General features: G+C 71.7%; 19 protein-coding genes. 9 read left to right on the forward strand and 10 right to left on the reverse strand.

Translation table 11 applies throughout. The features are described from left to right. Positions 1 to 11: 11 nt before the first annotated feature. The 5 genes from ACZ4M5_RS16905 to ACZ4M5_RS16925 form a co-directional block, all read right to left on the reverse strand. The gene (locus tag ACZ4M5_RS16905; RefSeq protein WP_467737456.1) at positions 12 to 773 is read right to left on the reverse strand and encodes an acyl carrier protein; all 762 of its coding nucleotides are present in this window, start codon (positions 771 to 773) and stop codon (positions 12 to 14) included. A 141-nt stretch (positions 774 to 914) separates the two neighbouring features. Beyond that, a complete protein-coding gene (locus ACZ4M5_RS16910; protein WP_467737458.1) occupies positions 915 to 1577 on the reverse strand; it encodes a ScbR family autoregulator-binding transcription factor in 663 nt (220 codons plus the stop codon). A gap of 49 nt (positions 1578 to 1626) precedes the next feature. Further along, positions 1627 to 2454: an AfsR/SARP family transcriptional regulator gene (locus tag ACZ4M5_RS16915; RefSeq protein ID WP_369193150.1), complete on the reverse strand. Its 828-nt coding sequence runs from the start codon at positions 2452 to 2454 to the stop codon at positions 1627 to 1629. Between the two features lie 227 nt (positions 2455 to 2681). Next, the gene (locus ACZ4M5_RS16920) at positions 2682 to 3275 is read right to left on the reverse strand and encodes a ScbR family autoregulator-binding transcription factor (protein WP_467737461.1); all 594 of its coding nucleotides are present in this window, start codon (positions 3273 to 3275) and stop codon (positions 2682 to 2684) included. 76 nt (positions 3276 to 3351) lie between these two features. Next, the gene (locus ACZ4M5_RS16925) at positions 3352 to 4944 is read right to left on the reverse strand and encodes an acyl-CoA carboxylase subunit beta (RefSeq protein WP_467737463.1); all 1593 of its coding nucleotides are present in this window, start codon (positions 4942 to 4944) and stop codon (positions 3352 to 3354) included. Positions 4945 to 5607: 663 nt separating this feature from the next. On the opposite strand from ACZ4M5_RS16925, the gene ACZ4M5_RS16930 reads away from it, so the two are divergent. Then, a complete protein-coding gene (locus tag ACZ4M5_RS16930; RefSeq protein WP_467737465.1) occupies positions 5608 to 6597 on the forward strand; it encodes a ScbA/BarX family gamma-butyrolactone biosynthesis protein in 990 nt (329 codons plus the stop codon). A gap of 99 nt (positions 6598 to 6696) precedes the next feature. On the opposite strand, the gene ACZ4M5_RS16935 is transcribed toward ACZ4M5_RS16930, so the two are convergent. Beyond that, positions 6697 to 7551: an NAD(P)H-binding protein gene (locus ACZ4M5_RS16935; protein WP_467738021.1), complete on the reverse strand. Its 855-nt coding sequence runs from the start codon at positions 7549 to 7551 to the stop codon at positions 6697 to 6699. 170 nt (positions 7552 to 7721) lie between these two features. Between ACZ4M5_RS16935 and ACZ4M5_RS16940 the strand changes: the two genes are divergently transcribed. Next, positions 7722 to 8390 carry a ScbR family autoregulator-binding transcription factor gene (locus tag ACZ4M5_RS16940; protein ID WP_467737467.1) on the forward strand — a complete coding sequence of 223 codons (669 nt, stop codon included), beginning with the start codon at positions 7722 to 7724 and terminating at the stop codon, positions 8388 to 8390. A 157-nt stretch (positions 8391 to 8547) separates the two neighbouring features. On the opposite strand, the gene ACZ4M5_RS16945 is transcribed toward ACZ4M5_RS16940, so the two are convergent. Continuing rightward, positions 8548 to 10083, reverse strand: coding sequence for an FAD-dependent monooxygenase (locus ACZ4M5_RS16945; RefSeq protein ID WP_467737469.1), 1536 nt, complete (start codon positions 10081 to 10083; stop codon positions 8548 to 8550). Between the two features lie 426 nt (positions 10084 to 10509). Here ACZ4M5_RS16945 and ACZ4M5_RS16950 point away from each other — a divergent pair, with 426 nt between their 5' ends. From ACZ4M5_RS16950 to ACZ4M5_RS16965, 4 genes are all read left to right on the forward strand, one after another. Continuing rightward, positions 10510 to 11214, forward strand: a complete 705-nt coding sequence (locus ACZ4M5_RS16950) for a S1 family peptidase (RefSeq protein ID WP_467737471.1) — start codon at positions 10510 to 10512, stop codon at positions 11212 to 11214. Between the two features lie 225 nt (positions 11215 to 11439). Further along, the gene (locus tag ACZ4M5_RS16955; protein WP_467738023.1) at positions 11440 to 12369 is read left to right on the forward strand and encodes a permease; all 930 of its coding nucleotides are present in this window, start codon (positions 11440 to 11442) and stop codon (positions 12367 to 12369) included. Next, a complete protein-coding gene (locus ACZ4M5_RS16960; RefSeq protein ID WP_467737473.1) occupies positions 12366 to 13115 on the forward strand; it encodes a TIGR03943 family putative permease subunit in 750 nt (249 codons plus the stop codon). Before ACZ4M5_RS16955 ends, ACZ4M5_RS16960 begins: the two co-directional genes overlap by 4 nt. Positions 13116 to 13228: 113 nt before the next feature. Then, positions 13229 to 14170, forward strand: coding sequence for an SDR family oxidoreductase (locus tag ACZ4M5_RS16965; protein WP_467737475.1), 942 nt, complete (start codon positions 13229 to 13231; stop codon positions 14168 to 14170). 37 nt (positions 14171 to 14207) lie between these two features. On the opposite strand, the gene ACZ4M5_RS16970 is transcribed toward ACZ4M5_RS16965, so the two are convergent. The 3 genes from ACZ4M5_RS16970 to ACZ4M5_RS16980 form a co-directional block, all read right to left on the reverse strand. Beyond that, positions 14208 to 14333, reverse strand: coding sequence for a hypothetical protein (locus ACZ4M5_RS16970; protein WP_467737477.1), 126 nt, complete (start codon positions 14331 to 14333; stop codon positions 14208 to 14210). Positions 14334 to 14494: 161 nt separating this feature from the next. After that, positions 14495 to 15700: a S8 family peptidase gene (locus ACZ4M5_RS16975; RefSeq protein ID WP_467737479.1), complete on the reverse strand. Its 1206-nt coding sequence runs from the start codon at positions 15698 to 15700 to the stop codon at positions 14495 to 14497. A 450-nt stretch (positions 15701 to 16150) separates the two neighbouring features. Then, entirely contained in the window at positions 16151 to 17770 is a 1620-nt protein-coding gene (locus ACZ4M5_RS16980; protein WP_467737481.1) for a ricin-type beta-trefoil lectin domain protein, read from the reverse strand. 334 nt (positions 17771 to 18104) lie between these two features. On the opposite strand from ACZ4M5_RS16980, the gene ACZ4M5_RS16985 reads away from it, so the two are divergent. Genes ACZ4M5_RS16985 through ACZ4M5_RS16995 form a run of 3 tightly spaced genes read left to right on the forward strand, consistent with a single transcriptional unit; the run spans position 18105 to position 23367 of the window. After that, positions 18105 to 21047, forward strand: a complete 2943-nt coding sequence (locus ACZ4M5_RS16985) for a PQQ-dependent sugar dehydrogenase (protein WP_467737483.1) — start codon at positions 18105 to 18107, stop codon at positions 21045 to 21047. Positions 21048 to 21063: 16 nt separating this feature from the next. Next, entirely contained in the window at positions 21064 to 22842 is a 1779-nt protein-coding gene (locus ACZ4M5_RS16990) for a ThuA domain-containing protein (RefSeq protein ID WP_467737485.1), read from the forward strand. Between the two features lie 42 nt (positions 22843 to 22884). Then, positions 22885 to 23367 carry a GNAT family N-acetyltransferase gene (locus ACZ4M5_RS16995; protein ID WP_467737487.1) on the forward strand — a complete coding sequence of 161 codons (483 nt, stop codon included), beginning with the start codon at positions 22885 to 22887 and terminating at the stop codon, positions 23365 to 23367. Position 23368: the final 1 nt, after the last annotated feature.

Below are 23368 nucleotides of genomic sequence, written 5' to 3' on the forward strand. Positions count from 1 at the left end.
GTTCTGTCCGTTCAGGGCGCGGGGCGCAGCAGGCCGAGCGCGTCGTCGACGGAGATCCGGTCCTCGCGCACCGCGTCGAGGAGCGCTTCGAGACCCATGACGCCGCCGGGCGGGGCAGCTTCGGGCGGCGCCGTCGGGGCGGGCAGGGCCACCGGGGCGGGCCGGCGGGTCGCGGTGCCCGCGGAGGTGGCGGAGACGACGTGAGCGGCCAGGGCGGCCAGGTCGGGGTGGTCGTAGAGGGTGACGGCGCGCTCGTGCAGGGCGTAGATGTCGTTGATCGTCGACACGAACTGCGCGCCCACGATGGAGTCCACGCCCAGCACGTTGAAGGGAGCACCGGGTTCGATGTCCCAGGGGTCGCAGCACAGGATGCGGGCGAGTTCCTCGCGCAGCACGTCCAGCACCGCTCCGGCGGCCGGCAAGGGTGCCATGGCCGGGGCGGGCGCGGCCGGGGCGGGCGCGGCCGGGTGGGTGACGGGCTGCTCGAAGGGCGCGTCGCCGGGCAGGCCCCGCTCCCGGGCGACGTGCCGGGCCAGTTCGAGCAGCGTGGGGTGGTCGAAGAGCGCGTCCGGTTTGACCGCCGTGCCGTAGCGGGCGTTGACGGTGGCGACGAACTCGACGGTGAGCAGCGAGTCCAGGCCGAGTGACCTGAAGGTCTGCGTGACGTCGATCCGTTCGCTCTTCAGACGCAGCACGGTGGCGAGCATGACCACGAGGTCCTGCATCAGATCGGTGGACACCTCGTCGGGGGGTGTCGCGCTGTGGTCGGGCATGGCTTGACTCCAAGGGTCCGTCCGTCCCGGCCGGCCGACGACGGAAGCAGGGAAGAGGGCAGTGGGGCCGCGGACCCGGCGCCGCGCGAGGTGCGCCGCGCGTGCCTGTCCGGTCCGCGAGGAAGGGATGCCGCCCGCCGCTCAGGCGACCGGAGTGAGCTGGGCGGCCAACGCCGAGGCGCGGACGTCGTAGCGGCCGGTGTGTCCGGCGGGGACCAGGGCCGCCAGCAGCGGATCCCACAACGCCGCGACCCTGCGCCGCAGTTCGGGACGCGAGATCCCGGTGCCGGACAGCACGCCGATGCCGGACAGCACGCCGATGCCGCACACCGCCGCCGACGTCAACGTCTCGGGGCCGTCCGGACGGAGGTGCTCGTGCAGATGGCCCGCCTCGCGGGCGAGGTCGACGAGCTGCAGCACCTCGGTGATCCACACCTGGTGGAAGTCGGTGACGGGCGGTTGCCGCCCGCTGCGTTCGCTGGTGATGCGGAAGCTGGCACGGATCACCGGGTCCTCGTGGAGCACCCAGGCCAGCCAGTGCGTCAGGTCGATCAGTGTCTGTACCGGCGCCGCCCCGGCCTCCCGCCGCCCCTGGACGAAGTCGCGCAGCAGGACCCGTCCCTGCTCCTGCACGGCGTCGGCCAGTCCTTCCTTGGAGGCGAAGTGGAAGTACAGCGCCCCCTTGGTCAGTCCGGCCTCGTGCGCGATCTGTCCCAGTGTGGCGCTGGCGTAGCCGTTGCGGTCGAACGCGTGCGCACCTGCCCGGACGAGCCGGTGCCGCGTCCGTAGTGACCTGGCCTGCATCGCGGGCCCCTCTCCTGGACTGCGGAGCTGATGGCGGCCGGCTGCGGGTTCAGCCGACCCGGCTGAGCCGCTCGCCGCCGGCCGGCGCGAGCAGCGCCGACTCGGGCCCGGCCATGAGGATCGAGCGCTGCATCCGGCGTAGGCCAGCGGAAGGTTCCAGACCCAACTCCCGTACCAGGGCGGTGCGCAGCCGTGCGTAGACGTCGAGAGCCTCGCTGCGGCGGCCGGAGCGGTGCAGCGCCAGCATGAGCTGCCCGTGCAGGGTCTCGTGGGTGCGGTAGCGGCTGACCAGGACGGTCAGCTCGCCGAGCAGTTCGCGGTGGCGGCCCAGCCGCAGGTCGGCCTCGATGCGCTGGTCGAGGGCGCACAGCCGGGTCTCCTCCAGCCGCCGCGTCTCCATCTCCAGCTGCGCGCCGGTGTGCACGTCGGCGAGCGCGGAGCCTGTCCACAAGGACAGGGCGTCGCGCAACTGCCGGGCCGCGCCGGTGAAGTCGCCCGCGTCCATGGCCCGGTACCCGGTCCCGGCCAGCCGCTCGAACTCGCGGACGTCGCTGGCGCCGCCCCGGGTGTGGAGCAGATAGCCCCCCGGCGAGGTGACGAGCACGTCCTTGGCGGTGCGCGCCGGGGCGCCCTCTGCGTCACGGGCGACGGCGGCCGAGATCATTTCCCGCAGCTGCAGTACGTAGGTCTGCAGCGTGGTGCGCGCGCTGCGCGGCGGCTGCCCGCCCCACAGTTCTTCGATCAGCGTGGCGACGGGCACCACCTGGTCGGCGTGCAGGGCGAGCAGCGCCAGAACCTGACGCGGTTTGGGTGCCGTCGGGGTGACCGAGACCCCGTTCTCCCTGACGTCGAGTGCGCCCAGTACTGCGATGTCCATGTCGTCTCCCCTGTCCCGCTACCGGGCTCCCAGTAAAAAACGGGGCGGATGGTTTGTCAATACCAAACCATCCGCGCTGTTTTTTTCTTCGAACGCACTCCAGCGACACTCGACAGCCGCTTGAGCTGGCCTTTCCTTGGCGAGATGAACGGACAGCCCATGGACAGCCACCGCTTCGGACCTGCACTTCCGCACGAAGATCCGAATAGCAGACCGCGTGGACTGTTTCAGGAGAGGCCTCGGCCCTGCCCCGTCAGCCGAGGCAGGAGGAGGTCCCACAGCCGGGTGACCGTCTCCTGTGACAGCCACGCCCGGTCGGTGCCGCCCAGCACCTCGAGGCCGACGGTGGCGGCCACGACGGCGACGACGGCGTCGTCGGCCGACACCCCCTCGCCGAGGTGGCCGTCCTCCTCGGCCTGCCGCAGCACCTGCTCCACCCAGCGCTGCCATTCGAGCCGCAGCACCGGCCCCCGGCCTCCGAGCGGATCGTCGGAGAGCCCGAACCCGGCCCGCACGACGACGTCGTGCCCGATCCGGCTCATCAACTGGTGGGTGCCCTCGACCAGCGCCTGCAGCGGGCCGGCGCCCCGGGCTCCGGCGTCCTGCACGATCTGGCGCACGGCCTCGAGCGCCTGCGCCATGACGGCCTGCGTGAGCGCCTGCTTGTTCGGGAAGTGGAAGTGCAGGGCGCCATTGCTCACCCCTGCTTGCCGGCTGATCGTCGTCAGCGAGGCACGGGCGACGCCCTCCTGCGCGAACACTTCGGCTCCGGCACGGATCAGAGCCTGGCGGGTACGGGCCGCTCGCTCCTGCTTGACCATCAATCGTCTCCTGCCTCCGGGGCACGGGCGGCACTCCGGGGCGGAGGGCCTGCCGTGCACCGCGTCGTTCGTCGGTTCACTGGGGCGGGTTGCCGTGCTTGCGGGAGGGCAGGTCGGCGTGCTTGGCCCGCAGCATCGCGAGGGCGCCGACGAGGACCCCGCGGGTCTCCGCGGGGTCGATGACGTCGTCGACCAGGCCGCGTTCGGCCGCGTAATAGGGGTGCATCAGCTCGGACTTGTACTCCTTGACCACCTTCTGGCGCATGGCCTCGGGATCGTCCGCCTCGGCGATCCGGCGCCGGAACACCACGTCGGCCGCGCCTTCGGCACCCATCACGGCGACCTCGTTGGCCGGCCAGGCGTAGGTGAGGTCGGCGCCGACGGACTGGCTGTCCATGACGATGTAGGCGCCGCCGTAGGCCTTGCGCAGGATCAGCGAGACGCGGGGCACGGTGGCGTTGCAGTAGGCGTACAGCAGCTTCGCGCCGTGCCGGATGATCCCACCGTGCTCCTGGCCGACGCCGGGCAGGAAGCCGGGCACGTCCACCAGCGTCACGAGCGGAACGTTGAAGGAGTCGCACCACTGCACGAAGCGGGCCGCCTTCTCGGAGGCCTCGATGTCCAGCACCCCGGCGAGCACCTGCGGCTGGTTGGCGACGATGCCCACCACCTGCCCGTCGAGCCGCGCCAGCGCGCAGACGACGTTGCGCGCCCAGCGCTCGTGGATCTCCAGGTACTCGCCCTCGTCGACGATCTCCTCGATCACCTTGCACATGTCGTAGGGCTGGTGACCGTCGGCAGGCACCAGCTCCGTCAGCGCCTCGCACCGGCGGTCCGCGGGGTCCGCGCAGGGCACCGGCGGCGGGGCGGTCCGGTTGTTCTGCGGGAGCAGGGACAGCAGGTAGCGGACCTCGGCGATGCAGGTCTCTTCGTCGTCGTAGGCGAAGTGGCAGACGCCGGAGGTCTCGGCGTGGACGTCGGCGCCGCCCAGGCCGTTCTGGGTGATCTCCTCGCCGGTGACCGCCTTGACCACGTCGGGGCCGGTGATGAACATCTGCGAGGTGTCGCGGACCATGAACACGAAGTCGGTCAGGGCGGGGCTGTAGGCCGCACCGCCCGCACACGGACCGAGCATGACGCTGATCTGCGGGATGACGCCCGAGGCCCTGGTGTTGCGCTGGAAGATGCCGCCGTAGCCGGCCAGCGCCGAGACGCCCTCCTGGATACGGGCGCCCGCGCCGTCGTTCAGCGAGACCAGCGGCGCACCGGCCGCGATGGCCATGTCCATGATCTTGTGGATCTTCGTGGCGTGGGCCTCGCCCAGCGCGCCGCCGAAGATGCGGAAGTCGTGGGCGTAGACGAAGACCGTGCGGCCCTCCACCGTGCCCCAGCCCGTGATCACACCGTCGGTGTAGGGCTTCTTCGTCTCCAGCCCGAAGCCCGTCGCCCGGTGCCGGCGCAGCTGCTCGACCTCGCGGAAGGACTCCGGGTCCAGGAGAAGTTCGATGCGCTCACGCGCGGTCAGCTTGCCCTTGGCGTGCTGCGCCTCGGTCGCCTTCTCGCTCGGTCCGGCCACCGCCTGCGCACGGATCTCGTGCAGTTCGGCCACGCGTCCGCGCGCGTCGGCCGGCCCCGGCCTGCTCGGTACGGGGGCAGTCCTCGTCACCATGTTCGGTCCCTCCCCGGGACAGGCCGAAGCGGCCCCCGCCCGGCTCTCGGAAATCTTAACAAACCGAATGCGCGGTTTCTCTTCGACGGTCGTTTCGCCGAGCAGGTCCCCCCGTGAGTGCCGACCATTGGTCGTCACCCGGCCCGCCGGCCGGGCCCACCGGGCGCCCGGACCGCCTGCGAGCTCCCTCTCCACGGCCGCGAAAACCCCCGCGACGTGGAGAAACGCCGCAGTCGCAGCAGTCGGCCGCACCTCTCCCGCCCATTCGCGACCCACGCGAAGCGGCACCTCGACCCACTCCCTCGACGGACCCATCCCAAGGGCTGAAGGACAGGCTGAACCAGGCCGCTCAAGAACAGCTCCGAACACGCTCGAGAGGCGCCCTCCCCTTCCGCCCGCATCGGACCGACTGGCCGAAAACATGCGGCGGGCGCGTCGGCCGTGACTCCTCCTCCTCAACGCGGTTCTGTGACACCCCTGTTCACGGAGTTGCGAGCTCCGCACGACCCAAGGAAGGAAGCGCATCGAGAACAAGCCGTTCACCAGGCTCCGTAGCCGGAATGGTTCGTACCGCTAGAAACTAAACCGGGTGGTATGTATCTTCGCAGACCTGAGCGGCCCTCCACAGCAACGTCACATCCATGCGGCCCACGGGGAGAACACATGTCCGCGAGCACGTTCCACGTCGCACACCCGGCACCCGGCACCCGATCCGGCGAGGGCGACGGCACGACGCCGGTGTGCGTCTTCGTCCCGCGCTTCCCGTCCCTGACCACCACCGTGCCGAAGGAACTGGTGCACCGCGCCAGCGTCTGCGAGGTCATGCTCACCGACTGGGCGCGCGTCGACGACGAGCACTTCACCCTCGCCGCCCAGTGGCCGCGCGGACACAGCTTCTTCATGAAGGTGGACGGCTGCCACGACCCGCTGATCGCCGCCGAAACCATCCGCCAGGCCGGTATTCTTCTGGCACACGCCGAGTTCGGCGTCCCGCTCGGCCACCATTTCCTGGTGAGCGACCTGAGCGTCCACGTCGAGCCCGAGCACCTGCGCGTCGAGCGGACCCCCGCCACGCTGGAACTCCAGGCGACCTGCTCGGACGTGAAGCGGCGCGGCGGCAACCTGCTGGGCTTCCGCATCGCGGTGCAGATCCGCCGCGACGGCCGGCTCGCCGCCACCGGCGGCGGTTCGCTCACCTGCATAACGCCCCGGGTCTACCAGCGGCTGCGCGCCGGCCGCCTGGGCGCGGACGGCATGCCGCAGGTCATCCAGCTCACCGCACCGGAGGCCCCGCAGGTCGTGGGGCGCACCTCACCCACGGACGTCGTGCTCTCCCCGATCGGGGAGGCCAACCGCTGGCAGCTCCGCGTGGACACCCGCCACCCCGTGCTGTTCGACCACATGGTCGACCACGTGCCCGGCATGGTGCTGATGGAGGCGGCCCGCCAGGCGGCCACCGCGACCCTGGGCCGCACCGCCCTTCCCCTGGACGTCATCAGCGAGTTCACCCGCTACGTCGAACTGGACGCTCCCTGCACCGTCGAGGCGCAGCACCTGCGCACCGCGCAGGACGGGGAGTCCGTGCTGGTGACCGCCCATCAGGGCGGTGAGCAGGTGTTCCGCTGCACGGTCCGCCTGCCGGCCACCGACTGAGGCGACCCGGCCGCGCAGCCCGCCCCGGTCGCCCCGGGGACGGAGCCGGCGAGCCCGGCCGCCGCGTCCCCCCAGGCCTTCGCCCTCCTTCACCCTCCCTCACCCGGGAGTCGGGGCGAAGGCCTCCAGGTGGTCCCGGGCCCATGCGCGAAACGTCGTCGCCGGGCGTCCGAGCAGCGCGGCGAGCGCTCCGTCCACCCGGGCCTTGGCGCCCGCGCGCTGGCGTTCCGCGCTGGCCAGCAACGCCTCGACGACCGGCTGCGGATAGCGCAGCCCCAGCCCGGCCCGGGCCTGCTGCAGGCTGAGTTCCTCGAACCTGAGCGGCACGCCGAGCAGCCGGCCGAGCTGGCGCGCCTGCTCCACCGGCGCGATGGCCTCGGGGCCGGTCAGCGTGTAGGCGCGTCCCTCGTGCCCCTTCTCGGTGAGGACGCGCACCGCGGCCCCTGCGACGTCCCGGGGGTCCACACACGGGCTGACGGATGTCCCGTTCAGCGCGCGCACGACACCCTCGCCGCGCACCGACGCAGCCCAGGACAGGCAGTTGGACATGAACGCCCGGGGCCGCAGCAGCGTCCACTCCAGACCGCAGCCGCGCAGCGCCTCCTCACTGGCCCGCTGCCAGCGAGTGATCAGGTCCTGGGCGCGGTCGTCGAGCACGGCCGCGGCCGACAGCTTCACCACCCGCTGCACGCCGGCCCCGCGCGCCGCCCGGAGGAAGCGCTCGTCGTGCCGCCCCTCGACGGCGGCGGTGACCAGGAAGGCCGTCCGGACCCCGGCCAGCGCCCGCTCCAGCGAGCGGGTGTCCGAGTAGTCCCCGGCGACCGTCTCGATCCGCGGGTCCACGGCGGCGACGCGCCCGGGGTCCCTCGCCATGGCCCGCACCCGTACCTCGGCCGGCAGGCGGCGCAGCAGCTCCCGCCCCACCGTGCCGGTGGCCCCCGTCACCAGGATCATCGCGAGTTCCCCCTCGTCGCGTACGTCCTCGTCGCATAGGTGGACGGCTTTGCGGAGTCTTTCCACCCGGTGTCGTCCAGGGGGCTGCGCGAAGCCGGTTCAGCTGTAATATACATACTGGACGGTTTTTTCTCAGGGGTCTCCGGGCTCATCGAATGGAGGAGGCCGAAGTGGCGAAGCAGGACCGGGCGATCCGGACGCGGCAGACGATCCTGTCGGCGGCGGCGAAGGTCTTCGAGGAACGCGGGTACCAGGCGGCGACGATCAGCGAGATCATCACCATGGCGGGGGTCACGAAGGGGGCGCTGTACTTCCACTTCCCCTCCAAGGAGCACCTGGCCGAAGGAGTGCTGACCGAGCAGGACCAGACCCTGCCCATCCCCGACCGCCCCTTCAAGGTCCAGCAGCTCGTGGACACAGTGGTGCTGCACGCGCACCGTCTGCAGACCGACCCCATGGTGCGCGCCGGGGTCCGTCTCACCCTCGACCAGCAGGCGCAGGGGCTGGACCGCAGCGGCCCCTTCGTGCGCTGGAGCGAGGTCGGCAACGAACTGCTGGAGAAGGCCCAGGCGCAGGGCGAGTTGCTCGACCACGTCAACCCGGGCGAGACCGCCGACGTGCTGGTGGGGTCCTTCGCCGGCATACAGGCCATGTCCCAGGCGGTGTGCGAGTACCAGGACCTGCCCGGCCGGGTCAGCTCCCTGCTGCGGCACGTCCTGCCCAGCGCGGTGATCCCCTCCGTGCTGGCCTCCGTGGACATCACCGAGGACCGCGGCGCCCGGGTGCACGCGGAGCTGCTGGCCCGCGCCGCCCGGCACGAGGCCGCACCCGTCGGCTGACGGCCGGGGGCGGCCCCTCTGCCCCCGGCCCGCAGCGCACGGCTCGCCCGCCCGGAACGGCAGCCGCAGCCCGGAGGTGGTGCGGCGCAGCACCGCCCGCCTCCGGCCCCGACGACCCGGCGCCGAGACCGTCCCGCCGGGCACCGGGCGGCGGCCTTCAGCCGAAGGCCGGGGCGAGCGCACCGGTCCCCGTCCCGCGTCCTGCCGTCCCCGCGGCCAGACCGAAGTAGTCGGTCAGGGCGGCCCGCAGGGCGCCGCCGCCCGCCGCCCAGGCGATGTAGCCGTCGGGCCGCACCAGCAGCGCCTCACAGGGCAGTCCCGGAGCCGGCTCCGCGTGCACCACACGCAGCATCCCGGCCCATCCGCGCGCCTGCCCGGCGTACGTGTCACCGGCCGCGCCCAGGAGCAGCAGCAGCGGCCGGCCCGCGATCAGCAGGTCGATCACATCCGTCCGCCCCTGCCGGGTGGTCAGGCCCACGTTGTGCAGAAACCTTCCCTCCCAGGGTGAGGCGTCCCGGGCCCGCGCGGGCAGCACCGTGTCCTGGGCACTGACCATCGACGCCAGTGCGCCGCCCGCTCCCTGGCCGCCCAGGAGTTCGCCGAACAGGGCCCGCAGCGGGTCGAGTTCGGCAGCGGGACGCATCAGGGCCAGCTGCGCGCGCGTGTGGTCGATGACCCGCTGGGCGGCGGGCCGCCGCTCCCGGTCGTAGCTGTCCAGCAGCCCCTCGCCGGCCGTGCCGCGCACCGTCAGCGCCAGCTTCCAGCCCAGGTCGATCGCGTCCAGCAGGCCCGTGCTCAGCCCCTGCCCGCCGATCGGGAAATGCACGTGCGCCGCGTCACCCGCCAGCAGGATCCTGCCCTTGCGGTAGGAGCGGGACAGCCGCGCGAAGTCGCTGAACCTGCTCAGCCACTTCGGCGCCCGCATCGGCACGTCCCGCGCGACGATCCGGGACACCTCACTGCGCAACTCCTGCAGGGTCGGCGGCCGGTGCCGCTCGTCGTGGGCACCGGCACAGTCGAGGGTCCGCAGCCGGGTACCGCCGCCCGGGAGGTGCTTGGCGACGATCCAGCCGCGCCGGGTGCGCCGCCACCCCTCCTCCAGTTGTCCGGGCTCCTCCAGCAGGACGTCACCCGCCAGCGCGGACACCGTCGCCGGATACGTCCTGCAGGCGAACCCGGCCTGCTCGCGCACGACGCTGCGCGCCCCGTCCGCTCCCACCAGGTACTCCGCCGTGCACGTCACCGTGCCGTCGGGGCCGTCGGCCGTCACGCGCACCCCGTCCGGGCCCTGCCGCAGCCCGGTCACCTTGTGCCCACGCAGGACGAGGGCCCCGGCGGCCCGCGCACGTTCCTCGAAGTGGTGCTCCAGTTCCTGCTGCGTCCGCTTCAGCACGGGTTCCGGCTCGGCCGCCGGGGCCGAGATCCCCAGCCCCGCCATGCCCGCGAAGTGGAACGCGCTGCTCGCCCGCTCCGCCCCGTCGGCGGAGTGCGAGAGCCCCTCCAGATACCCGCGCCGGACGAGGCACTGGACCGTCCGGGCGTGCAAGGTCGTCGCCCTGGGCCGCCCGGACACCGCGGTGCCGGCCTCCACGACCACGGTGGACACCCCGTAGCCCGCCAGTTCGCACGCCAGCACCATCCCCACCGGCCCGCCGCCGGCGATCACCACCTGCGCCTGTATGCAGTCCGCCATTTCCAGATCTCCCCCTGTCGTCGACGGAACCCGAACACGCGAAGCGACCACCCGGGGGCCCCGGCCCAGGGGTGAACGTCGATCCCGCTCAGTCGCACGAGCATCGCGAAATATACCGGTCGGCCGGTTCTATGTAACGCCTACGGACCACGGAACTACGCAGAGATGCGACGTGCCGGACGTCCGACGGACCCGGCGTCCGGCCCTGGTCCGCAGGCAGGGGCGGTCATAACACCGCGTTATCACCAAGTGCTGCTACCGCCGTTCAACGATCCTCCGTGATTCTGGGCCACGTCCATGACGAACCGGTGCCTCACGAGGGCGAGTTCGTCATGACGGCCCCCCGAGTGGGGCCGACGACCCCCACACCCACACGCGCACCCGGCGTGTCCACTGAATCGAGGAACCTTGCGCATATCAAGGCTCATGCCCGCCTTCGCCGCCGCAGCGGTCAGCGTCCTCGCACTCCTCTCCCCGAACGCCGCCGCGGCACAGGCTCCGGTGCCTCCTGTCACCAAGGCTCCGCAGCCCATCATCGGTGGCTCCTACGCCAGCAGCGGCCCCTGGGCCGCGCGGCTGTTCTCGAACGGCAGGGAGACCTGTTCGGCGACGATCATCGCCCCGACGTGGATCCTCACGGCCAAGCACTGTGTCACCGGAGGCGGGCTGTCGTTCCGCATCGGCAGCCTGGACCAGCACAGCGGCGGCACCCTCGCCAACGGCGTCCAGACCTACACCCACAGTGCGGACCTGGCGCTCGTCCGCCTCGACCGTTCCGTGTCGGCGACCTACGCGCGACTGGGTCAGCCCGGCACCGTGCGGGTGGGCCAGAGCGTGCAGGTGTACGGCTGGGGCGCCACGTCCCAGTGCGGCTCCGAGGCCACCTGCCAGTCGCGCTACCTCAAGGTCGCCAACGTCACGGTCACCGGGGGCTGCTCGGACGCCTACGGCGGCTCCGCCATCTGCGCCCGCCGGGGCGACGGCATCACCGCCGGCGGCGACTCGGGCGGTCCGATGATGGCCAACGGGGTCCAGGTCGGGGTGGCCTCCACCAGTGACCGCCAGACGACCACGGCCTACACCAACGTGACGGCGTACCGCTCCTGGATCCAGTCGGTCGCGGGCGTCTGAGCCGTACCGCCAGCCCGTCTGCCCTTCGGGTCCCGCATCACGTCGTGGTGCGGGACCCGTCCGCGTTCCCGAGCGGCGGGCCGCTATATTCGAGCCCGCATTCGACATCCGACGTACAGGGCTGGCGTGCACAGAGCAGAGGAACGTACCGAGGAGACCGAAGCGGGCGCCGTGACCGCTGAGGTCAAGGCCTTGGAGGAGCAGCTCTGGTCGGGCTTGCTCACGCTGCTGGGAGCGGTCGTCCTGCTCAACGTGGTGCTCCTCGTGGGCCGTGGCCGGCTGGACGCACCGGCCGTGCAGGCCTGGCGGACGGTGGCCCTCGCCGTCACCGTGCAGGCGATGCCCTTCCTGCTGCTGGGGACGGCCCTGTCGGGCGCCATCAACGCCTTCGTGCCGGCGCGGGTGTTCAGCCGTCTGCTGCCGAAGCGGCCCGCGCTCGCCGTACCGGTCGCCGCGAGTGCCGGGGTCGTGCTGCCCGGGTGCGAGTGCGCCTCGGTGCCGGTCGCGAACAGTCTGATCGGGCGGGGTGTCACCCCGGCCGCCGCGTTCGCGTTCCTGCTCTCGGCCCCGGCCGTCAATCCGGTGGTGCTGACCGCCACGGCGATCGCCTTCCCCGGCGACCCCGCCATGGTGCTGGCCCGGCTGCTCGCCTCGCTCGCGACCGCCGCCGCGATGGGCTGGCTGTGGCTCCGGTTCGGCCGGGACTCGTGGCTGCGGCCCCGTGTGCGGCACACCGGGCACCGGCCGGGGCACAGCCGCTGGACGGAGTTCCGCCGCGGCTTCCAGCATGACTTCCTGCACGCCGGCGGCTTCCTGGTGCTGGGTGCGATGGCGGCGGCCACCTTCAACGTGACGGTCCCGCGCTCGGTACTCGAGGCGTTCTCCGGCTCCCCCTGGCTGTCCGTGCTCTTCCTGGCCGGGCTCGCGGTCGTGCTGTCGGTGTGCTCCGAAGCCGACGCGTTCGTCGCGGCCTCACTCACCGGCTTCTCCCCCGTCGCCCGCTTGGCGTTCATGGTGGTCGGGCCCATGGTCGACCTGAAGCTCTTCGCCCTGCAGGCGGGGACGTTCGGGCGGGCTTTCGCGGTCCGCTTCTGCGCCGTCACCACGGTGGTGGCGATGGTGAGCAGCGTTCTGATCGGAGCGGTACTGCTGTGAAACGGCTCTTCCAGGTGCTGCTGCTCGTCCTGAGCGGCCTCGGCCTGCTGCACGCCTCGCTCCTCACCGACCTCTACCTCAGATACGTCAAGGAGGGGATGCGGCCGTTCCTGATCGCATCCGGTTGCCTGCTCGTCCTGCTGGGAGCGGCGGAAGCGGTGTCGTACGCGAGGCGGGGCAGGGACGCCGGGGCGGACGAGGAACATACGGAGGCAGACGGTCACGACCACTCCGGCATGCCCCGTGTCGCCTGGCTGCTGCTCCTCCCGGCACTGAGCCTGCTCCTCCACGCCCCTCCGGCCCTCGGCGCGTACACCGCCGCCCGGGAATCCCCGCGGGCGGTGCAGGAACGGGACGACTTCGAACCGCTGCCCGCGGTCTCGCCGGTTCCCCTGACCCTCACGGAGTTCACCAGCCGCGTGCAGCAGGACCGCGATCAGGGCATCAAGGGGCGCACCGTCCGGATGACCGGGTTCGTCACCCCCGCCGGCGGAGGTGGCGACTGGTACCTGACCCGGCTCGTCCTCAACTGCTGTGCCGCGGACGCCCAGACCGTGAAGGTGCGGATCCACGGGGCACCGGACCTGCCCGCGGACACGTGGGTGAACGTCACGGGGACCTGGCACCCCGGCGGAACCCTGGGCACGAAGTCCGCCCCGGTCGCGCTGGACGCCCACGCCGTCCGGAGGGTCCCCCGCCCGGCCAACGCCTACACCGACGCACTGCCGCTGCCGACCACCAGGTGACCCCCCTCCGGCGAACGGGCTAGAGATCGCGAACGCATCCGCATCGGCGGGTATGACGGAAGGGGTTCGAGGGCGCCGTCGGCGGGGCGGCGCGGTGACGGGAACGAGGACGTATGAGTGAGGTCCCCGGATCGGGACGGTTCGAAGGGCGGGCCGGCCCGCCCCTGGCAGGACGGGTCGCCGTCGTGACCGGAGCCGCAAGGGGTGTCGGCGCGGCCCTCGCGCGGCGTCTGTCGGACGCGGGGATGCAGGTCGCGCTGATAGGGCGCGAGGAGGCCACCCTCCGCCGGGCGGCCGACGAGCTGCCCGGCCGGAGCCTGTGCGTCGAGACCGACGTCACCGACCGGGACGCCCTCGACCACGCCGCTCGCGAGATCAGCGACCGGCTGGGGCCGGCGAGCGTCGTGGTGGCCAACGCGGGCATCGCCACGGGCGGGCCCTTCCTGCACACACCGGCCGACCTGTGGCAGCGGGTCATCGACGTCAATCTCACCGGGTCGGCGAACACCGCGCGTGCCTTCCTCCCCCAACTCATGGAGACGCGCGGCTACTTCCTGCAGATCGCCTCCACCGCCGCCTTCGGCTCGTCCCCGTTGATGAGCGCCTACTGCGCCTCCAAAGCCGGGGTCGAGTCGTTCGCCCTGGCGCTGCGCGGCGAGGTGGAGCCGGACGGGGTCGGTGTCGGCATCGCCTACCTGCACTGGACCGGCACCGACATGATCAACGGCATCGACGATCACCCGGTGCTGCAGGCGTTGCGCCGCAACCAGCCCCGCTTCGCGCGCAAGGTGCACAGCACCGCCGAGGTCTCCCGCTGGCTGACCTCCGGCATCACACGGCGCGCCCGCCACGTCTACGCACCCCCGTGGCTGCGCTGGTGCCAGCCCTTGCGGCCGGCCTTCCCGGCCCTTGTCTCCCTCCTGGCCCGCCAGGAACTGCGCCGGCAGCCACCGAGCCGGCTCGCCGGACAGACCGGAGTCCTCGGCGCGGGCGGCCAGGCCGACGTGGACGCCTACCGGTCGACCACACACCCCTCCCCACCCGACCGACCCTGACCGACCGGGACCCCGGACCTGTCCCGGCCCGGGGGCATCACTTCGCCAGGGCGGCCAGCGCATTTGGACCCGCCCGGATGAGGCGGTCCGACCCGACCTGCAGGCCGAATTCCCTCTCCCTGGCGATGTGGTCGAGTTGCTGGAGAGCGTCGTCGCGGGTCATGGGTGTCTTCTCGGCCGGCGTCCGGAAGGGGACGGTTCGCACACCCGCCGCCCCGGCCGCACTGCGTTTCGGCGGCGGCGTGCGGTGGAGGTTCGCTCCGGTCACAGCGGTGCCCGCCGCGCCCCGGTGGAGGCAGCGCGGCGGGCGTCGGTCGCCTGCGACTACTGGACGATCTTGAGCAGCTTGTTCGGGGTGCCCTGCGAGGGGTTGGAGATCTTGTCGGGGACCGCGCCGTCGGTGAGCGCCTTGGCGACCTGGTCCGGCGTGGCGTCCTGGTGGCCGGCCAGGTAGACGGCCGCGGCGCCGACCACGTGCGGTGTGGCCATGGACGTACCCGAGATGGTCTTGGTGCCCTCGTCGCTGTCGTTCCACGCGGAGGTGATGTCCGAGCCGGGGGCGTAGACGTCCACCGCCGAGCCGAAGTTGGAGAAGTCGGACTGCTTGTCGTCCTTGGTGGAGGAGGCCACCGTGATGGCTTCCGCGACCCGGGCCGGGGAGCCCTGCCCGGCGTCGGCGGACTCGTTGCCGGCGGCGACGCCGAACGTGACACCGGCCGCGATGGCCTTCTTGACCGCTTCGTCGAGGGCCGGGTCGGCGCCACCGCCCAGGCTCATGTTCGCCACGGACGGGCCCTGGTGATTCTTGGCGACCCAGTCGATACCGGCGATGACCTGCTCGGTCGTCCCCGAGCCGTTGTCGTCGAGCACCCGGACGGCGACGATCTTGGCCTTCTTGGCGACGCCGTGGGCCGTGCCGGCGATGGTGCCGGCGACGTGGGTGCCGTGCCCGTTGCCGTCATCGGCGTCGTTGTCGTTGTCGTTGTCGACGGCGTCGAAGCCCGAAGTGGCACGCCCCGCGAGGTCCTTGTGCGTGATCCGCACGCCGGTGTCGATGACGTACGCGGTCACGCCCTCACCCGCGCCGTCGGGGTAGGTGTACTTGCTGTCGCCGGCCGTGTCCGCCTGGTCCAGGCGGTCGAGGCCCCAGGAGGGCGGGTTGTCCTGGGTGGCGTCGATGCTGAACTTCTTGACCTGGACGACCTTGGCGACCGCGGGGTCGGCGGCGAGACGCCCGGCCTCGGCCGAGGAGAGGCCGCCGGCGGAGAAGCCGTTGATGGCGGTCGTGTACGTGCGCCGCAGTGTGCCGCCGTATTCCTCGGCGAGCGCGGACTTGTCCGCCTTTTCGTCCAGCGTGACGATGAAGCTGCCGGGTACGGCACCCTTGGCGCCGAGGCCGTACACGGTGCCCTCGGCAGGAGTGGGCTCGGGCGCCGACTGGGCGTGTGCCGTGCCGAGGGTCGTCAGGGTGGTGACGACGGCCGTGGCGGTGAGGAGCTGCATTCTGCGTGTGAATGCGCGAGATGCCATGTGAGGGTTCTCCTCGTCAGGTGGTGTGGGGGGTGTGGGAGTTCGGACCGAACCTGCGCCGGGTCCGCCTCGAACCTGACTGATTGATGTGCGCAGATCAAGGCCTTCCGACGGATCAGTGCCGTAACAGCAGGTCAGCGGGGCGTGAATCAGCCACCCACCGCGCACACCTGTTCCTCACACACCCGCCCCGCATGCGGGCGTCGTGTCGAGGATGTGTGCCCATGTGTCCGGCGCCGATGTGACCGCACGAAATCCGGGTAGACACCGCCGAATTCACAGCAAGCGATTGCCGGGCGAAAGCTTCGGCGGACCTGGAATTGGTGCAGACCGCACGGCGGGACGGGAACCCGGCCGATTCAAAACCCCTAGAAACAAGGGCCTTTTGATGAGTCGGGATTCATCTGTTGTGCGAGGCAACAAGTGAAGGACGCTGTACGGGGACCGCGGTCAGGAAGAGCCCGCGCGCCACCGCTGTCCGGTGTCCCAGCCCGCCCTGTGCAACGACAACCGGTCCCCAGGCCCGCCGTTGGAGGTGACGGCCGTGTCGAAGGCGATGGCAGGGCGGATCAGGCCGTTGCCGTCCACGACGAACACGAGGTTGCGGCCGTTGGGGCCCTCCACCGAGTCGCAGGTCCAGATGCCGACGCCGCGATGGGTGTCTCCACGGCTGTCCAGGCAGTAGCCGGGGTCGGCGGCCGACTGCAGCACCCCGCGGGCCGCGTCGACGCGCCAGCGCTGCGTGCGTGCGCCGGAGCAGGGAGCCGTGACCACGTCCGTGCCGTTGGAGAAGCCACCGCCGACGTCCAGGCACAACCCCGACGCCACATTCACGACCTGGGCGAAGGTGCCCGAGGGTGGATGCGTGGAAGGGGCCTTCGGCCGCGGACTCGCACTCTTCGTCGGCGACTTGCCGGGCGCCGGGGACGTCGGCCTTCGGGGAACGGACGGAGAGGGCGAACGCGAAGGGGAAGGAGACGGGGAAGGCGACGACGTGGACGGCGACGCCGACACGGTGGCCGTCACCGTCACCGCAACCGGGGGCACATCCGCCCGGGCCCGCGCCGAACTCACCGGATCCTGTGCCGGCGATCCGTCCTGCACCATCAGGAACGCCACCACGGACAAGGTGGCCACCCCGATCGTCGCGGAGACCAGCGCTGTCCGCCGACGATCCGGAGCCACGGCCCTTCTGTGCTGCCCCTCACCGACGCCCGCTCCCCCGGCCTGGTTTCCTCCCGTGACGGCGTCCGGCACCGCCCGTCCGCCGCTCGTGTACGCCGCGCCGCCCCAGGGCAGCAGCCCTTCCGCCAGGGCGGCGCGCGGTGCGTCACGCAGGGCGGACAGCTCTTCGCAGGCCGTCGTGCAGTGCGGACAGCGCGTCATGTGCGCCTGCAGGTCCGCGCTGTCGCGAGGGCTGTCCGGGCGTACGGACTCCTCGATGAGGCGGCCGAAGTCCGGGCAGTCCGGGTCGTCGGAGGCGGCGAGACGCGCACGCAGGCAGACTCGGGCCAGCCGGCGCAGTGCGCGGTCCGTGCCGTGGGTGACGTCCTCACGGGTCAGGCCGAGCAACACGGCGGTGTCGCCGGGCTGTTCCCGCTCCACGATTCCGTACCAGATCAGGCCCTGGTCGCGGGCCGGCAGTGACTGGAAGGCGGCGAGCATCGGGGGCAGCGGGCCCGAGGGGCCGACCGTGTTCAGGACGAGCAGCAGGCCCGCGTCGAGACCGGCCGCCCGCGCGTCCTCCGCCCAGGCCCCGGCCGTCCTGGTGACCAGGAGGAGGAGTTGGTGGCGCCACGGCAGCCCGGGTTCGATGCCGCGAGCGACCTGACGGGCCGCGAGTGTGAAGGCCTGGGCCGCCAGTTGCCGGGCCGTGGACTCGTTGGGGGTGCACAGCCGGGCGTAGGCGAGCACGTGGTGATGATGGCGGGCGCGCAGTTCGCGCAGCGCCGGATACGCCGTCGCCGTGTCGGCGCGCAGCAGCTCGGTCAGCCGCGCGTCGGGCACACCCGCGAGCGTCCCGTAACCGGGTTCGGCACCGCCACCCATTCCGTCGTCGGCCCCAGCCATCGCGCAGCCTCCCGGCACCCTTGCGAACCGCGCGGAGAGCGTACCTACCGGCGGGTATGACGGCTCATAGTGGAGGAAGAGCGGCCGCGAGGAAAGAGTTTCTGCGGGTAACTCAGAGGCCGCCGGCGTGGAGGGGCGGCCCGCACATCGATCTTCCGTCACATCCCGGGCACCGCTGCCGCTGACCCGGCTCACGGAAGACGGCCGCAGCGCCCTCGGGCATGCCCGCTCGATCCACTTTGTCCTGATCATGGAAAAAGTGTCGAGAGTGGACGCGAAAGGGGTTACGCCTTCGATGCCGGGCCGCTAACTTCCCTTGCGACCGGTCATGCGCATGCAATGGCTCGACGGCGCGACGGCGCGCGCCTGTGCTCCCACGGCAGTCCCGACCTCGGCCTGCCGTCACCCCACCCCACGGGAGACGTCTGTGCGCTCAAAAGTGGTCAGACCCGGACTCGTCCGTTCGCTCGTGACGGCCTTGGCGTGTGCCGTCAGCTGCCTCGTCCCCGGGGCGGCGGTCGCCTCCCCCGGACAACACGAGGCGGCACCCCGCGCTGCGGCCGCGGCCGCGGAGTTCCAACAGGTCACGCTCGCCAAGGGTGTGGCCGAGATGGGCGAGCCGATGACGCTCGCCGTGCTGCCGGACCGCTCGGTCCTGCACACCTCCAGGGACGGCACCGTCCGGCTCACGGACGCGGCCGGCACCACGAAGGTGGCCGGCAAGCTGGAGGTGTACAGCCATGACGAGGAGGGCCTGCAAGGCGTCGCGGTCGACCCGGGTTTCGCGTCCAACCGGTTCGTCTACCTCTACTACGCACCGAAGCTGAGCACCCCGGGCGGCGACGCCCCCTCCGACGGGTCGGCGGCGGACTTCGCACCCTTCGACGGCGTCAACCGGCTGTCGCGGTTCGTCCTCGGCAGCACCGGCACGCTCGACCTGGCGAGAGAGAAGAGGATCCTCGACGTTCCCGCGTCCCGGGGCATCTGCTGCCATGTCGGCGGGGACATCGACTTCGACGCACAGGGCAACCTCTACCTTTCCACCGGCGACGACACCAACCCCTTCGCCTCGGACGGCTTCACCCCCATCGACGAGCGCGCCTCGCGCAACCCCGCCTACGACGCCCAGCGTTCGGCGGGCAACACCAACGACCTGCGCGGCAAGGTACTGCGCATCAAGGTCGCCGCCGACGGGTCCTACACCGTGCCGCCGGGCAACCTCTTCCCCGCGGGCACGGCCAGAACCCGGCCCGAGATCTACGCGATGGGCTTTCGCAACCCCTTCCGGATGAGCGTCGACAAGGCCACCGGAGTCGTCCACCTCGGTGACTACGGACCCGATTCGGGCACCGCCAGCGCCTCCCGCGGCCCGGCCGGCCAGGTCGAGTTCAACCGCATCACCAAGGCGGGCAACTACGGCTGGCCGTACTGCACCGGCAGGAACGACGCCTACGTCGACCACGACTTCGCGAACGGCACCGCGGGCGCCAGGTTCGACTGCGCCGCGCCGAAGAACACCTCGCCGCGCAACACCGGGCTCACCGACCTGCCGCCCGCGCAGCCCGCCTGGATCCCCTACGACGGCGGCTCCGTACCGGAGTTCGGCACCGGCTCCGAATCGCCCATGGGCGGCCCCGTCTACCGCTACGACGCCGCCTCCACCTCCCAGGTCAAGTTCCCCCAGGAGTACGACGGCGACTTCTTCGCCGGTGAGTTCGGCCGCCGCTGGATCAAGCGCATCGAGACCGGCGCCGAGGGCAGCGTGCAGTCCATCAGCGGCTTCCCCTGGACCGGCACCCAGGTGATGGACATGGCCTTCGGACCGGACGGCGCCCTGTACGTCCTCGACTACGGCACCGGCTACTTCAACGGCGACGCGAACTCCGCGCTCTACCGCATCGAGCACGTCACGGACGGCCACGCCCCGGTGGCCCAGGCCACGTCCGACGTCACCTCCGGCAAGGCCCCGCTGACGGTCTCGTTCTCCTCCGCCGGGAGCTCCGACGCCGACGGTGACGCCCTGAGCCACGCGTGGACCTTCGGCGACGGCGCCACCTCCACGGCGGCCAACCCCTCACACACGTACACCGCGAACGGCCGGTACACGGCCACCCTGAAGGTGACGGACACGACCGGCAAGTCCGCGACCGCGTCGGTGCAGATCACCGTGGGCAACACCGCCCCGACGGTACGGCTCGACCTCCCCGCCGACGGAAGCATCCACGACTTCGGCGACGCCATCCCGTTCAAGGTGACGGTCACCGATCCCGAGGACGGCACGATCGACTGCACCAAGGTCGAGGTGACGTTCATCGTCGGTCACGACAGCCACGGCCACCCCCAGACCTCGGCGACCGGATGCTCGGGCACCCTGCGCACCCTCGCGGACGGGGAACACGACCCCAACGCCAACATCTTCGGCGTCGTCGACGCCGAGTACACGGACAAGGGCGCGAACGGCCAGCCCGCGCTGACCACCCACGACCAGCACGTCACCCAGCCCAGCCACCGGCAGGCCGAACACTACGGCGACTCCTCGGGCGTGCAGGTGGTCAGTCACACCCCCGCGCACGGCGGCAGGACGGTCGGCCACATCGACAACGGCGACTGGATCTCCTTCAAGCCCTACGCCCTCACCGGCGCCACGCGGTTCACCGCCCGTGTCTCCTCGGCAGGCTCCGGCGGCACCATCGAGGTCCGCGCGGGGTCCCCGACAGGCACCCTGCTCGGCACGGCGAGCGTGCCGGTGACCGGCGGGTGGGAGACGTTCCAGGACGTGACCGCCGCACTGGGCAACCAGCCCGCCGGGACCACCACGCTCCACCTCGTCTTCAAGGGCGGCGCCGGTTCGCTGTTCGACGTGGACGAGTTCGCCTTCACCACCGCCGGCTCCGACCGCACGGGCGAGGTGCGGGGTGTGGGCGGCAAGTGCCTGGACGTCGACAACGCCCAGAGCGCCGACGGCACCAAGGTGCAGCTGTGGACCTGCAACGCAAGCACCGCCCAGCGATGGACCCTGCCCGGCGACGGCACCCTGCGCGCCCTCGGCAGATGCCTGGACATCTCCGGAGCGGCCACAGCCGACGGCACCAAGATCCAGCTCTGGACCTGCAACGGCACCGGCGCACAGCAATGGACCCCCCACACCGACGGCACCCTGCGCAACCCCTCCTCCGGCAAATGCCTCGACGCGTCCGGCGGCACCTGGAACGACGGCACACCCGTCCACCTGTGGACCTGCCACACCGGCCCCAACCAGAAGTGGACCCTTCCGTAGAAAGGAGGCGATCCCCATGCGCTCCCCCCTCACACCGCTGCTCGGTCTCCTCACCGGCGCCGCCCTGTGCCTGACGTCCCCGTCCGTCGCCCTGCCCGGGCCCGCCGACGATCCCCGCGCCACCGCGAAGCCCGTGTCGGCCACCCACCCGGCGGCCGGCACGGCGGCCGCCGACCCCGCCTACAGGATCCTGGTGTTCTCCAAAACCGCGGGCTTCCGGCACTCCTCCATCGACGAGGGCGTCGCGGCGCTGCGGGACCTCGGTGCGGCCAACAACTTCACCGTCGACGCCACCGAGGACGCCGGGGCCTTCACCACCGGCAACCTCGCCCAGTACAAGGCGGTCGCCTTCCTGTCGACCACGGGCGACGTGCTCAACGGCACCCAGCAGAGCGCGTTCGAGAGCTACGTCAAGGGCGGTGGCGGGTACGTCGGCATCCACGCCGCGGCCGACACCGAGTACGACTGGCCCTTCTACGCGGGGCTGGCCGGCGCGCTCTTCCACTCCCACCCCGCCGTCCAGTCCGCCACCGTCGAGGTCGAGGACCGGGCCCACGACGCCACCGCCCACCTCGGCGGCACCTGGCAACGCACCGACGAGTGGTACAACTACCGCACCAATCCGCGGACTTCGGCCCACGTGCTCGCCTCGCTCGACGAGTCGAGCTACTCCGGCGGCACCATGCAGGGCGACCACCCGATCGCCTGGTGCAAGGACTACCAGGGAGGCCGCGCCTTCTACACCGGCGGCGGCCACACCGACGAGTCGTACGCCGAGCCGGCGTTCCGCCGCCATCTGCTCGGCGGCGTCCGCTGGGCCGCCGGGATGACCGAGGCCGACTGCCGTCCCGAGACCGGCTACACCTCCCTGTTCGACGGTTCGGGCACCGCGGGCTGGAAGCAGGCCGGCCCCGGTGGCTTCACGCTCGCCGACGGCACCCTCACCTCGCACGGCGGGCTCGGCATGCTGTGGCACACCGAAGAGATCAGTGGGGACTACTCCCTGAAGCTCGACTGGCGCGCCGACGGCGACGACAACTCCGGCGTCCTCATCGGCTTCCCCGCGTCGGACGACCCGTGGTCGGCGGTGGACAACGGCTACGAGATCCAGATCGACGCCACCGACGAGGCGGCACGCACCACCGGAGCGGTCTACGGTTTCAAGTCCGCGGACCTGCCGGCTCGCGACGCGGCACTGAACCCCCCGGGCGAGTGGAACACCTACGAGCTGCGGGTCACCGGGGAGCGGCTGGAGATCTTCCTCAACGGCCGCAAGATCAACGACTTCACCAACACCGAACCGGCGCGCAGTCTCCGGCAGGGGCACATCGGCCTGCAGAACCACGGGGACGGGGACTCGGTGTCCTTCCGCAACGTCCGCCTCAAGCAGGGCGGCGGAACCCAGCCCGGGCCGCGCACGGGTGAGGTGCGGGGTGTGGGCGGCAAGTGCCTGGACGTCGACAACGCCCAGAGCGCCGACGGCACCAAGGTGCAGCTGTGGACCTGCAACGCAAGCACCGCCCAGCGATGGACCCTGCCCGGCGACGGCACCCTGCGCGCCCTCGGCAGATGCCTGGACATCTCCGGAGCGGCCACAGCCGACGGCACCAAGATCCAGCTCTGGACCTGCAACGGCACCGGCGCACAGCAATGGACCCCCCACACCGACGGCACCCTGCGCAACCCCTCCTCCGGCAAATGCCTCGACGCGTCCGGCGGCACCTGGAACGACGGCACACCCGTCCACCTGTGGACCTGCCACACCGGCCCCAACCAGAAGTGGACCCTTCCCTGACACCCCCGGAAGGGCATTGCGGGAACTCGTAGGATGCCCTTCATGAATCCGGCCCGCGCTCCCCGGCATGGCACGCCCGTCGTACGCCGGGCCGTCGCCCGCGACGCCAAGCGGCTCACCCGGCTCGTGCGGGGCTCGCACGCCTACGAGGGCCACTACGCGGCGATGGTCGCGGGCTACCGCGTGGGAGCCGACTACATCGAGACCCATCAGGTGTTCGTGGCCGTCGACGCCGACGACCCGGCCGGCCGGGTGCTGGGGTTCTACTCGCTGCTCCTGCTGCCGCCCGAGCTGGACCTGCTCTTCGTCGACAACGGGGCGCAGGGCCGGGGCATCGGGCGGCTGCTCGTCGCGCACATGAAGTCACGGGCGCGTGCGGCGGGGCTGGACCGCGTACGGGTCGTGTCGCATCCTCCGGCGGAGGGCTTCTACCTCAGCAGCGGGGCGCGGCTCACCGGAACCGTCCCGGCGAACCCGCCCGCGGTGCCCTGGGACCGGCCGGAGCTGCAGTTCCTGATCCGCTGAG

It is taken from the genome of Streptomyces sp. NPDC026246 (assembly GCF_055567995.1).

Bases quoted from the DNA above. Each gene is read 5' to 3' on its own strand.
- ACZ4M5_RS16910 (WP_467737458.1), bottom strand. From the start codon at position 1,577: ATGCAGGCCAGGTCACTACGGACGCGGCACCGGCTCGTCCGGGCAGGT.
- ACZ4M5_RS16950 (WP_467737471.1), top strand. From the start codon at position 10,510: ATGCCCGCCTTCGCCGCCGCAGCGGTCAGCGTCCTCGCACTCCTCTCC.
- ACZ4M5_RS16945 (WP_467737469.1), bottom strand. From the start codon at position 10,083: ATGGCGGACTGCATACAGGCGCAGGTGGTGATCGCCGGCGGCGGGCCG.
- ACZ4M5_RS16970 (WP_467737477.1), bottom strand. From the start codon at position 14,333: ATGACCCGCGACGACGCTCTCCAGCAACTCGACCACATCGCCAGGGAG.
- ACZ4M5_RS16985 (WP_467737483.1), top strand. From the start codon at position 18,105: ATGCAATGGCTCGACGGCGCGACGGCGCGCGCCTGTGCTCCCACGGCA.
- ACZ4M5_RS16975 (WP_467737479.1), bottom strand. From the start codon at position 15,700: ATGGCATCTCGCGCATTCACACGCAGAATGCAGCTCCTCACCGCCACG.
- ACZ4M5_RS16965 (WP_467737475.1), top strand. From the start codon at position 13,229: ATGAGTGAGGTCCCCGGATCGGGACGGTTCGAAGGGCGGGCCGGCCCG.
- ACZ4M5_RS16995 (WP_467737487.1), top strand. From the start codon at position 22,885: ATGAATCCGGCCCGCGCTCCCCGGCATGGCACGCCCGTCGTACGCCGG.
- ACZ4M5_RS16980 (WP_467737481.1), bottom strand. From the start codon at position 17,770: ATGGCTGGGGCCGACGACGGAATGGGTGGCGGTGCCGAACCCGGTTAC.
- ACZ4M5_RS16920 (WP_467737461.1), bottom strand. From the start codon at position 3,275: ATGGTCAAGCAGGAGCGAGCGGCCCGTACCCGCCAGGCTCTGATCCGT.
- ACZ4M5_RS16990 (WP_467737485.1), top strand. From the start codon at position 21,064: ATGCGCTCCCCCCTCACACCGCTGCTCGGTCTCCTCACCGGCGCCGCC.
- ACZ4M5_RS16935 (WP_467738021.1), bottom strand. From the start codon at position 7,551: ATGATCCTGGTGACGGGGGCCACCGGCACGGTGGGGCGGGAGCTGCTG.
- ACZ4M5_RS16915 (WP_369193150.1), bottom strand. From the start codon at position 2,454: ATGGACATCGCAGTACTGGGCGCACTCGACGTCAGGGAGAACGGGGTC.
- ACZ4M5_RS16925 (WP_467737463.1), bottom strand. From the start codon at position 4,944: ATGGTGACGAGGACTGCCCCCGTACCGAGCAGGCCGGGGCCGGCCGAC.
- ACZ4M5_RS16905 (WP_467737456.1), bottom strand. From the start codon at position 773: ATGCCCGACCACAGCGCGACACCCCCCGACGAGGTGTCCACCGATCTG.
- ACZ4M5_RS16930 (WP_467737465.1), top strand. From the start codon at position 5,608: ATGTCCGCGAGCACGTTCCACGTCGCACACCCGGCACCCGGCACCCGA.